Origin of the sequence: Tenacibaculum sp. 190130A14a, assembly GCF_964048965.1 — a bacterium.
Lineage (GTDB): Bacteria > Bacteroidota > Bacteroidia > Flavobacteriales > Flavobacteriaceae > Polaribacter > Polaribacter polynesiense.
This window is the reverse complement of record NZ_OZ040189.1, coordinates 426,990-440,956: the sequence shown is the minus strand read 5'-3', so window position 1 is coordinate 440,956 and position 13,967 is coordinate 426,990. Positions and strand designations below refer to the sequence as shown.

General features: G+C 32.0%; 15 protein-coding genes and 2 tRNA genes. 11 read left to right on the top strand and 6 right to left on the bottom strand.

What is annotated here, in order from left to right:
• The first annotated feature begins 27 nt into the window (after window positions 1–27).
• The gene (locus ABNT22_RS02160) at window positions 28–1,251 is read left to right on the top strand and encodes a metallophosphoesterase (RefSeq protein ID WP_348716000.1); all 1,224 of its coding nucleotides are present in this window, start codon (window positions 28–30) and stop codon (window positions 1,249–1,251) included.
• A gap of 88 nt (window positions 1,252–1,339) precedes the next feature.
• Window positions 1,340–1,633, top strand: coding sequence for a thioredoxin family protein (locus tag ABNT22_RS02155; protein ID WP_299105084.1), 294 nt, complete (start codon window positions 1,340–1,342; stop codon window positions 1,631–1,633).
• Here the strand turns inward: ABNT22_RS02155 and ABNT22_RS02150 are convergent.
• Together ABNT22_RS02150 and ABNT22_RS02145 are read right to left on the bottom strand one after the other, a co-directional pair.
• Complete coding sequence (locus ABNT22_RS02150) at window positions 1,630–2,271, bottom strand: polysaccharide deacetylase family protein (protein ID WP_348715998.1); 642 nt, start codon at window positions 2,269–2,271, stop codon at window positions 1,630–1,632. The genes ABNT22_RS02155 and ABNT22_RS02150 overlap by 4 nt on opposite strands.
• Before the next feature lie 4 nt (window positions 2,272–2,275).
• A complete protein-coding gene (locus ABNT22_RS02145; RefSeq protein ID WP_348715996.1) occupies window positions 2,276–5,386 on the bottom strand; it encodes a DUF2723 domain-containing protein in 3,111 nt (1,036 codons plus the stop codon).
• A gap of 184 nt (window positions 5,387–5,570) precedes the next feature.
• On the opposite strand from ABNT22_RS02145, the gene ABNT22_RS02140 reads away from it, so the two are divergent.
• Window positions 5,571–5,641: transfer RNA gene (locus ABNT22_RS02140), tRNA-Gln, on the top strand.
• A 95-nt stretch (window positions 5,642–5,736) separates the two neighbouring features.
• Window positions 5,737–5,807: transfer RNA gene (locus ABNT22_RS02135), tRNA-Gln, on the top strand.
• A 51-nt stretch (window positions 5,808–5,858) separates the two neighbouring features.
• On the opposite strand, the gene ABNT22_RS02130 is transcribed toward ABNT22_RS02135, so the two are convergent.
• Window positions 5,859–6,356 (bottom strand): hypothetical protein, encoded by a 498-nt coding sequence (locus ABNT22_RS02130; RefSeq protein ID WP_348715993.1) that lies wholly within the window; start codon window positions 6,354–6,356, stop codon window positions 5,859–5,861.
• Window positions 6,357–6,494: 138 nt separating this feature from the next.
• Here ABNT22_RS02130 and ABNT22_RS02125 point away from each other — a divergent pair, with 138 nt between their 5' ends.
• Window positions 6,495–6,971, top strand: a complete 477-nt coding sequence (locus ABNT22_RS02125; RefSeq protein WP_348715990.1) for a DUF4252 domain-containing protein — start codon at window positions 6,495–6,497, stop codon at window positions 6,969–6,971.
• A 45-nt stretch (window positions 6,972–7,016) separates the two neighbouring features.
• On the opposite strand, the gene ABNT22_RS02120 is transcribed toward ABNT22_RS02125, so the two are convergent.
• The gene (locus ABNT22_RS02120; protein ID WP_348715987.1) at window positions 7,017–7,364 is read right to left on the bottom strand and encodes an arsenate reductase family protein; all 348 of its coding nucleotides are present in this window, start codon (window positions 7,362–7,364) and stop codon (window positions 7,017–7,019) included.
• Window positions 7,365–7,404: 40 nt separating this feature from the next.
• Between ABNT22_RS02120 and ABNT22_RS02115 the strand changes: the two genes are divergently transcribed.
• The 4 genes from ABNT22_RS02115 to ABNT22_RS02100 all read left to right on the top strand — a co-directional run bounded on the left by ABNT22_RS02115 (window position 7,405) and on the right by ABNT22_RS02100 (window position 10,249).
• The gene (locus tag ABNT22_RS02115) at window positions 7,405–7,860 is read left to right on the top strand and encodes a DinB family protein (RefSeq protein WP_348715985.1); all 456 of its coding nucleotides are present in this window, start codon (window positions 7,405–7,407) and stop codon (window positions 7,858–7,860) included.
• An 18-nt stretch (window positions 7,861–7,878) separates the two neighbouring features.
• Window positions 7,879–9,027 (top strand): cystathionine gamma-synthase, encoded by a 1,149-nt coding sequence (locus ABNT22_RS02110; protein ID WP_348715983.1) that lies wholly within the window; start codon window positions 7,879–7,881, stop codon window positions 9,025–9,027.
• A 93-nt stretch (window positions 9,028–9,120) separates the two neighbouring features.
• Window positions 9,121–9,714 (top strand): TetR/AcrR family transcriptional regulator, encoded by a 594-nt coding sequence (locus tag ABNT22_RS02105; RefSeq protein WP_348715980.1) that lies wholly within the window; start codon window positions 9,121–9,123, stop codon window positions 9,712–9,714.
• Between the two features lie 52 nt (window positions 9,715–9,766).
• Window positions 9,767–10,249, top strand: a complete 483-nt coding sequence (locus ABNT22_RS02100) for an acyl-CoA thioesterase (protein WP_348715977.1) — start codon at window positions 9,767–9,769, stop codon at window positions 10,247–10,249.
• Between the two features lie 54 nt (window positions 10,250–10,303).
• Here the strand turns inward: ABNT22_RS02100 and ABNT22_RS02095 are convergent, their stop codons facing one another.
• On the bottom strand, window positions 10,304–10,912 hold the full coding sequence (locus ABNT22_RS02095; protein ID WP_348715974.1) for a superoxide dismutase: 609 nt from the start codon (window positions 10,910–10,912) through the stop codon (window positions 10,304–10,306).
• A 123-nt stretch (window positions 10,913–11,035) separates the two neighbouring features.
• Window positions 11,036–12,070, bottom strand: coding sequence for a class 1 fructose-bisphosphatase (gene fbp / locus ABNT22_RS02090; protein WP_348715972.1), 1,035 nt, complete (start codon window positions 12,068–12,070; stop codon window positions 11,036–11,038).
• A gap of 167 nt (window positions 12,071–12,237) precedes the next feature.
• Between fbp and ABNT22_RS02085 the strand changes: the two genes are divergently transcribed.
• Entirely contained in the window at window positions 12,238–12,723 is a 486-nt protein-coding gene (locus tag ABNT22_RS02085) for a GNAT family N-acetyltransferase (RefSeq protein ID WP_348715969.1), read from the top strand.
• On the top strand, window positions 12,710–13,954 hold the full coding sequence (locus ABNT22_RS02080; RefSeq protein ID WP_348715968.1) for an aspartate kinase: 1,245 nt from the start codon (window positions 12,710–12,712) through the stop codon (window positions 13,952–13,954). Before ABNT22_RS02085 ends, ABNT22_RS02080 begins: the two co-directional genes overlap by 14 nt.
• The last annotated feature ends 13 nt before the right edge of the window (window positions 13,955–13,967 follow it).

Here is a 13,967-nt window from a genome sequence, read left to right as displayed (position 1 = left end):
TTGCTTCGTTTTAAAAATCAGTACACTATGCCTCGTTGGGTAATCCCTTTACTTCTTATTTCAACACTAATCATTGTGTTTGAAACTTACGCTTTTCAAGCAATCAAAACTGTAACCAAGAATAAATTTATACGATATGGTTGGTTACTTGCTGGAGCTTTAGCCTATATTAACTTTTTCTATGTTATTTTTTCTTCAGACAGAAGCTCTGGGCAAACAAGACAATTTCAATATGCTTTTGGGGCACTGTTAATTGTATTATTGCCCAAATTAGTCATCCTACTTTTTATGTTAGGAGAAGATATTGTAAGATGGTTTCAAAAAGGAATTTCTTATTTCTCTAAAGAAGAAACTCAAAGTTTAGCGGGAAGAAGAAAGTTCATAGCACAACTAGCCTTAGGAATTGCTGCCATTCCGTTTGCCAGTATTTTATATGGTATTTTTAGAGGAAAGTTTAATTATAAAGTAATTCAATATGAATTGCCTTTTGCTGATTTACCAGAAGCCTTTGAAGGTTTTACGATTACTCATATTACCGACATTCACTCAGGAAGTTTCGACAATAAAGAACAAATTCAGTATGGTGTTGATTTAATAAACAAACAAAATTCTGATGTCATTTTATTTACAGGTGATATTGTAAACAATTTTGCTAAAGAAATGGATGCTTGGATTCCTATGTTTTCACAATTAAAAGCACCTATGGGAAAGTATTCAATTCTTGGAAACCATGATTATGGAGACTACTCAAAATGGAATTCAAAAGAAGAGAAACAAGCCAATTTTCAAGCAATTAAAGATATTCACCCTAAAATTGGATTTGAATTGTTGTTAAATGAAAACAGGTATCTTGAAAAAAATGGTGAAAAGATAGCTTTGGTAGGGGTTGAAAACTGGGGAAAAGGATTTAACCAAGCTGGTGATTTACAAAAAGCCTCTGAAGGAATTCTAAAGGAAGATTTTAAGGTATTAATGAGCCACGACCCAAGCCACTGGGAATACAAGATAAAAGAAGATGATTTTAATTATCAGCTTACGTTAAGTGGACATACACATGGGCTACAATTCGGAATTGAAATTCCTGGGTTTATAAAATGGAGTCCGGCTAAATATGTATACAAACAATGGGCTGGTTTATACAATGAATTCGGAAGGTTTATTAATGTTAATAGAGGTTTTGGTTACCATGCTTTTCCTGGAAGAGTGGGAATTTGGCCCGAAATCACCGTCATAAAGTTAAAAAAAGCCTGATTTTCAGCATTTTTAACCTTAATTTCATATAGACATAATAAAAAAATTAGTAATTTTAGGCATTTTACTTAAAAACCGTATGCAAAAAATGACAAAGTTTGGTGAAATCATAAGTATCAACAAACCTGTGTTAATCGATTTTTACACAGATTGGGAAGAATTTGAACCTAGTTTAGATACTCTTCGAGATGTTGCTGCTGCTTTAGGTGATAAAGCCAAAGTTATCAAGATTGACATAAAGAAGAATGAAATTCTTGCTGAGGCACTTCGTGTAAAAGGAAATCCTACTTTTATGATTTATAAAAATGGGGAAATGATGTGGCGTCAAACAGGTGAGCAAGATGCAAATACTTTAATTGGTTTAGTGCAGCAATACGTTTAAATTGCCTTAAAACTAAATCCTTTTTTCGATAGCTTTTCTAATACTTTTGGCAAAGCATAGCATAGTCTTTCGCTAGCTTTAACACTATCGTGAAACACTACAATACTTCCTTTCTTTGTATGTAACATTACGTTTCTTAAACATTCCTCTTTAGACACGCGCTTATCAAAGTCGGCAGACAACACGTCCCACATAATTAACTGGTATCCTTTTTTTCTCAATTCGTGTGCCTGAGAACGTTTAATTTTTCCATAAGGTGGTCTAAACAAATGTTTTTGAGAAATTCCTGCAGTATATTGACCAATTACCTCTTCGCACCTTTGAACGTTGATTACATAATCATTTTTAGTATGTTCCCATCCGTTAAAATGATTCTGTGTATGATTCCCAATCGTATGTCCTTCATCAACAATTCTCTTGAATATCTCTGGATGGTTTTCAATATTCTTTCCAATGCAAAAAAAAGTAGCTTTCGCATTGTACTTTTCCAATTCATCTAACACGAATGAAGTTATTTTAGGGGTTGGTCCATCGTCAAACGTTAAGTAAACTTCTTTTTGTTTAGATGCAAAACACCACGTATAATTAAAGAATAGCTTCTTTATAATACGTGGTGTTTTGATTAGATAAAACCTCAAGATGTTATGGTTTTATAGAGTCTAATTCTTCTAATAACGGTTCTTCTTCCTCTGGCATTAAATGCTTGAACAACCTAGCATGATTTACATAATCTTCAAACATTTTCCTACCGTACTCTTCATCCTTATCATATTGCGCTATCTGTTGCACAACATTTTGATACATGTACAAAGTAGTTTCAAGGTTTTCTAATATTAAGTTTTCATCGTCTCCTCTAAAAGTACTGTAATACTTTAATCTTTGTTTAAAGATATCTGCTAAGGTTCCTGCGGTTTCTTGTGCTTTCTCATTATCACCAATGCGATAATACAACTCAGGATATCCTAATGAAATACTATAATGATCAAAATCTTTAATTGGCATTTTGTATAAAGATAAATCCAATACATCCTTTGCTTGTACAGAATCTCCTTTCTTTAAAAACTCTTCAGACAAGCGCATTAAGTTATTACGTAACGAAATAGCATTTCTCTTAGTTTGTTCGTCTAAATAGATTTCTCCATTATTAATAGTCTTCCAATCCCACTTCTTTACATTAGCATACATCTTCTCTGGGTCGATACGTCCCATATCAAACATTGACTTTCCTTCATTTGATGTTTTAATCGGAACCAATTTATAGGCCATTCCGTCTAACTGTAAATAATCCTTCATCCAAATATATTCATCATCAGAATTAGATCCTCCTGTAAAATAAATTGGACGTTTCCAGTCAAAATTATTTAAGATATCTAACATTAAAATTCTGTTCTTAGGCAATACTTCACCTATTTCAATATCTATATAGTCTAATATTTTATCTGCATCTTTTAATGCTACAATTCCAGATTCAATAGCGTTCTTTTTGTTCACTGGAATACGTATTCTGTTCGTTGGATAAAACTTTTCTTTAGAATCTTCTCCAGCACTTAAATATGTAGCATCGTTATCACTTTCTATCCAACGCATAAAATCTCCAATTGGTAAAATAGAATCTTTTAATTGTGGTAATGGATAGAAATAAGCCACATCTAACGTTCCGTACTTATATTGATCGTGCGTTAATCGAGATGGTATCGGATCTGCTTCATACGTTTTCTTCTTCATTTGATCTATATACCAATCTGTTGCAAATAAACTTGTGTTTACAATTTTAATATCGGTACGAACTCCTTCCATTTGCTGCATATACCAAAGTGGGAAGGTATCATTATCACCAATGGTAAATATGATTGCATTCGGATCGCAACTTTCTAAATAAGTTTGTGCATTTAATTGCGCAGTATATCTATCACCTCTATCATGATCATCCCAGTTTTGGAATCCCATTAATACAGGAACAGCCAATAAAGAAACCACTGAAACTGCCATAGCAATGGTTTTCTTAGATGCATATGATTTTAAGTAATCGTATAATGCTAAGACTCCAAAACCAATCCACATAGCAAATACATAAAACGATCCTACAACTGCATAATCACGTTCTCTTGGTTCAAATGGTTTTGGGTTGGTGTAGAAAATAATAGCGAAACCTGTAAACACAAAGAACAATCCTAAAACATATAAATTCTTTTGGTCTTTCTTTGCATGGTACAGCAACCCTATGATTCCTAAAATTAGTGGTAAGAAGTAATATTTATTTCTTCCTTTGTTGTTCTGAATTTCATCTGGCAAGTTAGTTTGAGGGCCTAAACGAATTTCATCGATAAAGTTAACACCACTCAACCAATTTCCATTTTCATAATCTAAATGTCCTTGAATATCATTTTGTCTTCCTACGAAGTTCCACATAAAATAACGACCATACATGTATCCGAACTGATAATCGACCATAAATTTCATGTTCTCCAAAAACGTTGGTCTTCGTTTACTACGAGCAGGAATACCCGCTATTTTCTTATAATATTGTTCTGCTCCCGGATCTACCATTCTTGGTATAAACCCTTTGTGTTTGCTTGACCAATTAGGCAATACATTCTTGTAATTATTTACAATTTCATACTTGCCATTTCTTTTTTCGTATTTTGGTTTATCATCTTTATATGGATTCGTTTTATCTTGTTCTCTATCATACGCAAATGAATAATATTTATCATAAAACACATTGGCATCTCCATATTGCTCACGGTTGTAATACGCTAATAGCTCACGTGCACTAGATGGATTATTTTCGTTAATCACTGTATCGGCATTTGCACGAATTGGTAACATTAACCAAGACGAGAAACCAATCATTATAAATAACACTGATAAGACCAATGTATTTGCCGTTACCAAATTCTTTTTACGTGTATAACTTAATCCGTAGTAGAATAATCCAATCAATAATAACCCTGCTATAATTGTTCCTGAATTATATGGTAATCCTATTGAATTGATAAAGAACAATTCAGCAACACTAAAAAACTTTAATGTGAAAGGGAATAAAAATTTAAACACTCCAGCCAAAACCAAAATAGAAACTAGTGTAGCAATTGCCGTGGTTTTTAGTGTAATATTTTTGTAGGTTTTAAAGAAGTACAACATGACTATTGAAGGAATAACCAATAATGATAAAATATGTACTCCAAACGATAATCCAACTACAAAACTGATTAATACTAACCACTTATTTCCTCTTGAAGAATGAATTTCATTTTCCCATTTTAAACCTAACCAAAATAATAAAGCCATTAAAAAAGAAGACATTGCATATACTTCCCCTTCTACGGCACTAAACCAAAAACTATCTGAAAACGTATAAGCCAATGCACCTACCAAACCACTTCCTAAAACAGCAATTTTTTCTCCGTTACCAAACTTATTATTTTTCACTGCCATCTTCTTAGCTAGATTGGTAATACTCCAAAACATGAACAAAATGGTAAAAGCACTTGCCAATGCTGACATAAAGTTTACCATTTTAGCAAACTGAGATGGATCATTAGTAAACATTGCAAAAAAGGCTCCTAACATTTGAAATAGTGGCGCCCCTGGTGGGTGCCCTACCTCTAACTTAACGGCTGTAGAAATATATTCTCCACAATCCCAAGAACTCACCGTTGGCTCTAATGTCAAAGTATAGGTGATTAATGCAATTGCAAATGAAACCCATCCTAAAATAGTATTCCATTTTTTATAGCTAAAATTGTTCATAGTCTTTGATCTAAAATAATATACGAAAGTATTAATTCCTCTCTGTTTTTTACTAGAAACAAAAATATAATTTTGAATCTCTTAAAATGGGTTCAAACCGTATAAAGTTGTGTTAAATGAAAAAAAATAAAAAAAGTTTGTTGAATTCAAAATTAGCTCTATATTTGCACCCGCAATAAGCAATTGGCCTATGGTGTAATGGCAACACACCGGTTTTTGGTACCGATATTCTAGGTTCGAGTCCTAGTAGGCCAACTAATCCTTACGAGTTTCGTAAGGATTTTTTCATAAAAACTGTTTATTGTTTTTTTAAATATAAAACTTTGTTTTTATATTTGCATTATGAAAATTGGCCTATGGTGTAATGGTAACACACCGGTTTTTGGTACCGATATTCTAGGTTCGAGTCCTAGTAGGCCAACTTAAAAGTCTTAACAATATTTGTTGAGACTTTTTTTGTTTCTCACTTCCTCTAATATATTAGTATTTTATTCATAGACTTTTTTACTTTTCCAAATTCGTAACTAAACATTGTTGCTGGACTTATTATTAAATACATCTTTTCTTTAACTCTCCAAAACTCAATACCCCCTTTATTCAAACAATCTAAATGACGAATAAGTTTAAATTTACGCTCAAAATCTCGCGCTCTTTTAACATCAGAAAAGGTCCATTCTTCTATTGTAAGCCTTAAATAGATGTTTCCTCCCAAAGGCTTTTTACTTTTTATTTCTACTGATCTAGCTTTGGAAAACTCATTAAAATTTATGACGTTTATTTTAGGGATATTCTCTTCACAAAATTCTTTAGTTTCCTTAAACAAGTTTATTGTTAAACTTTTTTCTTCAATTTTTGTTTCCGGATAATATTTTAAATCAACTCCTAATTGCTCTATAGCTCTATTAAAACTACTTTGAGCATAAGACAGCATTGAATAAATGAGTAAAACAATAAGACTAAGTTTCTTCATAACAATATTATCATCTAATTCTATTCATACAAATATAGTCCTATTTTACAACCAATTATCTTTAACGTGATACTGGTACCATTTTCTCATTTGTAACAAAATTTAGAGCTAGTCGTCTTCCTTTCAAAACCAAATATTATGAAACGATTTATAACAGCTATTTTTTGCTTATTCCTTTTAAACGTTAGCGCACAAGAAACTAAATTCAAAAGCTTTTACAAAGCTAACAAAGACAAAACCGCTTTTTCTATTAACGTATCAAGTTCTTTTGCAGGAAAATTCTTTGATGATGAAGATGATACTGAAATTAAAAACTTGATTAAGAAATCGAGCGATTTCAAATTAATGATTTTTGACAACGAAGATGATGACGTTGCCAGAGATTTTAAAAAATTCTCAAGAAGAAACAATTTAAAAACTTTAGTTAGAGCTAAAGACAAAGGAGGAAAAGCTGAAATCTTATTCCTTGAAAAAAATGATTTCATTAGAGAAATCATCATTAAAGCTAGTGGTGATGGAGATAAGTTTGTGTTATTAGGAATTACAACCAAACTAACCAAAGATGAACTTGCATCACTAATTTCATCTAAAAATGGAGAATTAGCTTTTAACTAAAAGAAAAAACTTAAAAAAAAAGCAGCAGTTGATACTGCTGCTTTTTTAGTTTATACGATCTTTAAGACTTTCAACAACCTTTTTACTGTTTCCAATAAATATTTCATTTTCTACAACAAAAACTGGTCGCTTTAAAAAAGTGTATTCATCTAAAATATATTGCTTATAATCAGCTTCTGTTAAATTCTGATTTTTCAAATCCATTTCTCTATACAGCTTAGCCCTTTTATTAAATAAACTTTCATAACTATCAGTCATTTCTCTTAGCGATTCTAATTGAGGAACTGTAATCGGATGTAACTTTATTTCTTGTTTTTCAAAACCTTCTATATTCACTTCTTTTAGTATTCTTCTACACGTATCACAGGTTTGTAAAAAATAAACTTTCTTCATGTTAAATAAGTATCTTTGATATCGCTAAAATAATCAGAAAATGAATACAGAATTTGAGGTTTTAAAAAAATCTAGAGAAATTGTTCTAAAAAAAATTGAAGGTTTAACCCTTGAACAACTTCATATAACTCCAGAAGGTTTTAAAAACAACATTGCATGGAATGTAGCTCACTTAGTAGTTACACAGCAATTATTACATTATAAATTATCAGGTAACCAATGTTTAGTACCTGATGATTTAATCGAAAAATATAGAAAAGGTACTGCTCCTTCAGAAGATTTTACAGAAGAAGAATGGGAAGAAGTTAAAGAGTTATTAATGGGATTACCTGATACTTTGAAAGAAGATTTTGAAGCTGGTATTTTTACTGAATATACTCCATACATGACAAGCATGGGATTTGAATTAACTTCCATTGAAAGAGCCGTTGCTTTTAACAATTTACATGAAGGAATTCACTTAGGAATCATTATGGCTTTGGTGAAATTGGTATAACAATTAAAAACACAGTAGATGAAATTCAATACCAAAACCATTCATGGAGGACAAAAACATGAAGAAGCAACAGGCTCTGTAATGCCTCCTATTTTCCAAACTTCTACCTATGCACAAGTAAGTCCAGGAATTCATAAAGGTTACGCTTATTCAAGAGGAAGCAACCCTACCAGAACTGCCTTAGAAGATTCTTTTGCTGCCATAGAAAATGGAACCCATGGTTTTGCGTTTTCATCTGGTTTAGCAGCCATTGATGCCATACTGCGATTACTAAAACCAGGAGATGAAGTAATTACAGGGGATGATATTTATGGGGGCACATACCGATTGTTTACCCAACTATTTGAAAAATATGAGTTACAATTCACTTATGTTGATGCTGATGTTGTTTCCAATATAACCAATGCTATTTCAGACAACACTAAACTAATTTGGTTAGAAACGCCTACCAATCCACTCATGAAGATTGCAGACATTGAAGGAATTACTTCTGCTGTAAAAAGAATAAATCCTGAAATACTCGTGGCTGTTGATAATACTTTTGCTACTCCTTACTTACAACGACCATTAGACTTAGGTGTAGATATTGTAATGCATTCTGCTACAAAGTATTTAGGCGGTCATTCTGATCTAATCATGGGGGCACTTATTGTAAAAGAGGCCACACTTGCCAAAGATTTACATTTTATTCAATTTGCGGCTGGTGCAATAGCAGGTCCAATGGATAGTTTTTTAGCCTTAAGAGGGATTAAAACTTTACACGTTCGAATGCAACGTCATTGTGAAAATGGAAAAGCTGTTGCTAATTTCTTAAAAGATCACCCTAAAGTAAAAACTGTATATTTCCCAGGGTTTGAAGATCATCCTAATCATGAAATTGCCAAGAAACAAATGGACGATTTCGGAGGAATGGTTTCTTTTAAATTGAAGGATGAAAGTAGGGAGGCTGCTTTTAAATTTTTAGAAAATATCAACGTCTTTACGCTTGCTGAATCACTCGGAGGAGTAGAAAGTTTAGCTAACCACCCGGTTTCAATGTCGCATGGATCAATTCCAGAAGCAGAACGCTTAAAAATTGGAATTACCGATTCACTAATTCGTTTAAGTATTGGAATTGAAGATATTGACGACTTATTAAAAGATTTAGAGCAAGCATTAAAAGCATAATAGAAGCCCCATTTTAATTTCGGGGCTTTTTTTTGATATTAAAAAATACCGATTGGTATATTTTTTATATCTTTACCTCGAAATACATGATAAATGTCTAAATCAGCAAAAACAAAAGCACATATCATTGAAACTGTTGCTCCTATTTTTAATAAAAATGGGTATTCTGCAATGAGTTTATCTAAGATTACTCAAGCAACAGGTTTGACAAAAGGTGCTATTTACGGACATTTTGAAAATAAAGAAGAGTTAGCCATTGAAGCTTTTCGTTTTTCAGTTAGAAAAGTTCTAAAAGATTTAAACCAACATATAAATAAAGGAGTAACACCTTTAGCTATGCTACACAACGTAGCTACGTTTTATAAAGCATATTATAGGTATAGTCAACAATTTGGTGGATGCCCAATTTTAAATATAGGTGTAGATTCTAACAATCAGAATACGGCTATTGCTAATTTAGTTCGCTCTTATAATTCCAGAATCTTAGAACAATTTTCTTTTTTAATAAAAATGGGGCAAAAGTCGAAAGAAATAAAATCAACTATAGACGGTGAGCTGTATGCCAAACGTTTCTTTTATATGATAGAAGGCGCAGTGTATATGTCGTATATTATGAAAGATGATAGCTACCTTATCGATCTAGCACAAACAATGAAACACATTATAAAACAAGAATTAGAACAATAATATTTTTTTAACCAAAAATATACCAATCGGTATATTAATTAAACTTTACACTATGGAACTACCAAAAATTCTAGAAAGCAGAACAAAAATAAGATTTCAAGATTGTGATCCTTTTAACCATTTAAACAATGCTTCTTACTTCAATTATTTAATTAATGCAAGAGAAGATCAACTTATTGCTAACTACAATTTAGACATTTATGCACATGGAAAAAACAACGGTAAAAGTTGGGTAGTAGGCTCTCATCAAATTGCTTATTTAAAACCAGCAACATTAATGGAAACAGTTACAATCGATTCTCAATTAATTAAATATGGCAGCAAAAATTTATTGGTTGAAATTCGCATGTGGAATGAAACTAAAACAGAATTAAAAGCTGTTTTATGGAGCTCTTTTGTATATTTTAACTTACGTCAATTAACTTCTGAAAAACATTCTGATGATTTACTAGAGTTATTTGATAGCGTAATTCTTCCTGTAGAAGAAGATAGTTTTGAACAACGAGTACAAGGTTTACGATTACAAAAAGTATAGTATAAAAAAACCCGCTCTAAAGCGGGTTTTATTTATTCTTTATACAAACACTAATTACTTAGCTTCTGCATATCTTCTTTCAACTTCATTCCAGTTAATTACCTTGAAGAAAGCATCAATATAATCTGGACGACGGTTTTGGTAGTTTAAATAGTATGCATGCTCCCAAACATCTAATCCTAAAATTGGAGTACCTCCACAAGAAACACCTGGCATTAATGGGTTATCTTGGTTTGGAGTAGAACATACTTCAACTTTTCCTCCTTTGTGCACACATAACCATGCCCATCCAGATCCAAACTGTGTAGCAGCTGCTTTAGAAAAAGCATCGATAAATGCTTCTTTAGAACCAAATTCAGCTTCAATAGCATCTTTTAATTCTCCTGATAAATATCCTCTATCTTCTGGGTTCATAACTGTCCAAAATAATGAGTGGTTATAGAATCCACCTCCATTATTACGAACAGCTCCGTTGCTCATATCTAAGTTTGTTAAAATATCTTCAATAGACTTTCCTTCTAAATCAGTTCCAGCAATTGCTCCATTTAATTTAGTTGTATATCCATTATGGTGTTTGCTATGGTGAATTTCCATAGTTCTAGCATCTATATGTGGTTCTAATGCATCGTATGCATATCCTAATTCTGGTAATTCAAAAGCCATAATTATTTGATTTTTATTTGATTAATTTTTCGTTTTTACAAGTGTAAATTTACTCTAAAAAAATAAGGCAAACAACTGTTTGCCTTATTCAAATTTTATTTCAGTATAAAGAATACTTATTCTTTAATATTCCGGTTTCTCATCTGATGAAAACTCTTTCATAAATGCTTCTGCTTTTTCAACTAATTGAATACTTCCACAGTAAAATGGAACACGTTGATGAAGCTCGGTAGGTTTAATATCCATTATTCTTGTAAAACCATCAGAGGCCTTCCCTCCTGCTTGCTCACAAATAAATGCCATTGGATTACATTCATATAATAAACGTAACTTTCCTTTTGGTGTTATTTCTGTAGCAGGATAAATATACACCCCTCCTTTGATCATATTTCTATGAAAATCTGAAACTAGTGAACCAATATAACGCGCTGTATATGGTCTGTTATCTGCCTCATTCAATTCTTTACAATGTACTAAAAAGCGTTTCATACCTTCCTGAAAATGTGTAAAATACCCTTCACTTACAGAATAAATTTTTCCGATTTCAGGGTATTGCATATTAGGATGTGATAAGTAAAAAGTACCAATTGCTGGATTCAAAGTAAATCCATTAACACCATTTCCTGTTGTAAAAACTAACATGGTAGAAGTACCATACGCAACATATCCTGCCGCAACTTGCTCACTTCCTTTCTGTAAGAAATCTTCTTTTGTAACTGGGGTTCCTACGGGAGATACTCTTCTATAAATAGAGAAAATAGTTCCCACTGACACATTTACATCAATATTTGAAGAACCATCTAACGGATCCATTAATAAAACATACTTATTGTCATTTGTTTTATTCTTCCCTTCAACTACTACGAAATCATCCTCTTCTTCACTCGCTATACCACAAACAATTTCACGGTTAATTAATGTTTGTTTAAACAAATCGTTTGCTAAAACATCAAGTTTTTGCTGTGCTTCTCCTTGTACATTGATATCACCAGCTGCTCCTGTAATATCAACTAAACCAGCTTTTCTAATTTCATGGTTTACTACTTTAGCCGCTAAACGAATAGAATTAATTAAACGAGATAGTTCTCCTGAAGAATATTTAAAGTCCTTTTGGTTACCTATAATAAACTCTCCAAGAGTGGTGTGCTTGTTATTCATGTTAAATTTTTGTGTTGTGTACAAAGATGCCAACTTTTTTGCGGAACTACAACGATTTCGAATGTTTAAAACTTAAAAATTTTCAACAAAAAAAATTGATATGTTTTAATTTCTCATTTGTTTTATTGGAGAATTTTATAAAGTATCTTTACCTAAAATTTCAAATTATGAGTTTTACCATTCGAAAAGGCACCTTGAAAGATGCCCAAGCTATTCATGATTTAATTGTGGAATTAGCTGTTTTTGAAAAAGAGCCCAATGCGGTTAAAATAACTGTTGAAGATTTGATACGTGATGGTTTTTCCGAAAATCCAAAGTTTAAAACCTTTGTTGCTGAAGAGAGTGATGGATCTATCGCAGGAATGACTTTATTCTATGAAAGATACTCTACTTGGAAGGGTAAAACCATTCATTTAGAAGATTTAATGGTTACTAAGTCTAAAAGAGGAATTGGCGCTGGTAAAGCTTTATATGCTGCTGTTTTACAATATGCATATGACAACAATTTTAAAAGAGTTGCATGGGAAGTTTTAGATTGGAATGTAAACGCTATTGATTTTTATAAAAGCACCGGTGCAACTGTTTATGACGAATGGAGAGTTTGCCATATGAGTGAAGACAATTTATCAAAATTTTGTAATGAGAATATTTAAGTTTGGAGGGGCTTCTGTCAAAGATCCTGATGGAGTAAAAAATGTTGCTAGAGTATTACAACATGAAGGTACTGAAAATGTTTTGGTAGTTATTTCTGCCATGGGTAAAATGACCAATGCTTTTGAACGTATTGTAAATAGTTATTTCTATAAAAAAGATGATTTAAAAGAGTCATTGAACTTTGTTGAAGATTTTCATCAAGACATGATGAATGGATTATTTGACAAAGAGCATGAGATTTATCAGAAAGTAACTTTTTTATTTGGTGAACTAAGTGGATTCATGATAAAAAATACTTCCAACGATTACAATTTTGTTTACGATCAAATGGTAGGTTTTGGTGAATTGCTATCTACTAGCATAGTAAGTGCCTACCTAGAGGATATAGGTATTTCAAACCAATGGTTAGATGTACGAACACTTATAAAAACAGATGCCAATTATAGAGGAGCTAAAATAAACTGGAGCCTTACACAAAAGTTAATTCAAGAAAATGTAAATACTAGTCAACTCAATATTACCCAAGGATTTCTGGGGAGTTCTGGATCAGAAACCACCACTTTAGGAAGAGAAGGTTCTGATTTTACAGCAGGAATTTTTGCCTATTGTTTGAATGCCAATAGTGTTACAATATGGAAAGATGTAGACGGTGTTTTAAATGCTGATCCACGTGTATTTACTGAAACTGAGTTATTAGAAGAAATATCCTATACAGAAGCTATTGAAATGGCTTTTTATGGAGCTTCGGTAATTCATCCAAAAACAATTCAGCCATTAGAACAACGAAACATTCCTTTATTTGTTCGCTCTTTTGATGATGTTTCTAAAACAGGAACTTGTGTAGGTAGAGGAAAAAAAATTACTCCTGAAGTGCCATGTTTTATTGTAAAGAAAAACCAAATTTTAGTTTCCATTTCTGCAAAGGATTTTTCATTTATGGTAGAACATAACATTAGTGATGTTTTTAAAAAATTACACGAATACAAATTGAAAGTTAATCTTATCCAAAATTCGGCCATAAGTTTTTCTGTTTGTATTGAAGATAAGTATCACAGGTTTGACGATTTTTTAAACGATTTACAAGCAGATTTTAATATCAAATCATACAGAAACGTGACGCTTTATACCATTCGTCATTTTAACGATGATGCTATAAAAGCTATACAAAAAAGGGGGAAATCGATTATTCGTCAAATTAATACGGAGACCGCTCAGTTGGTCATAGAATAAAAGCTATTAAAGC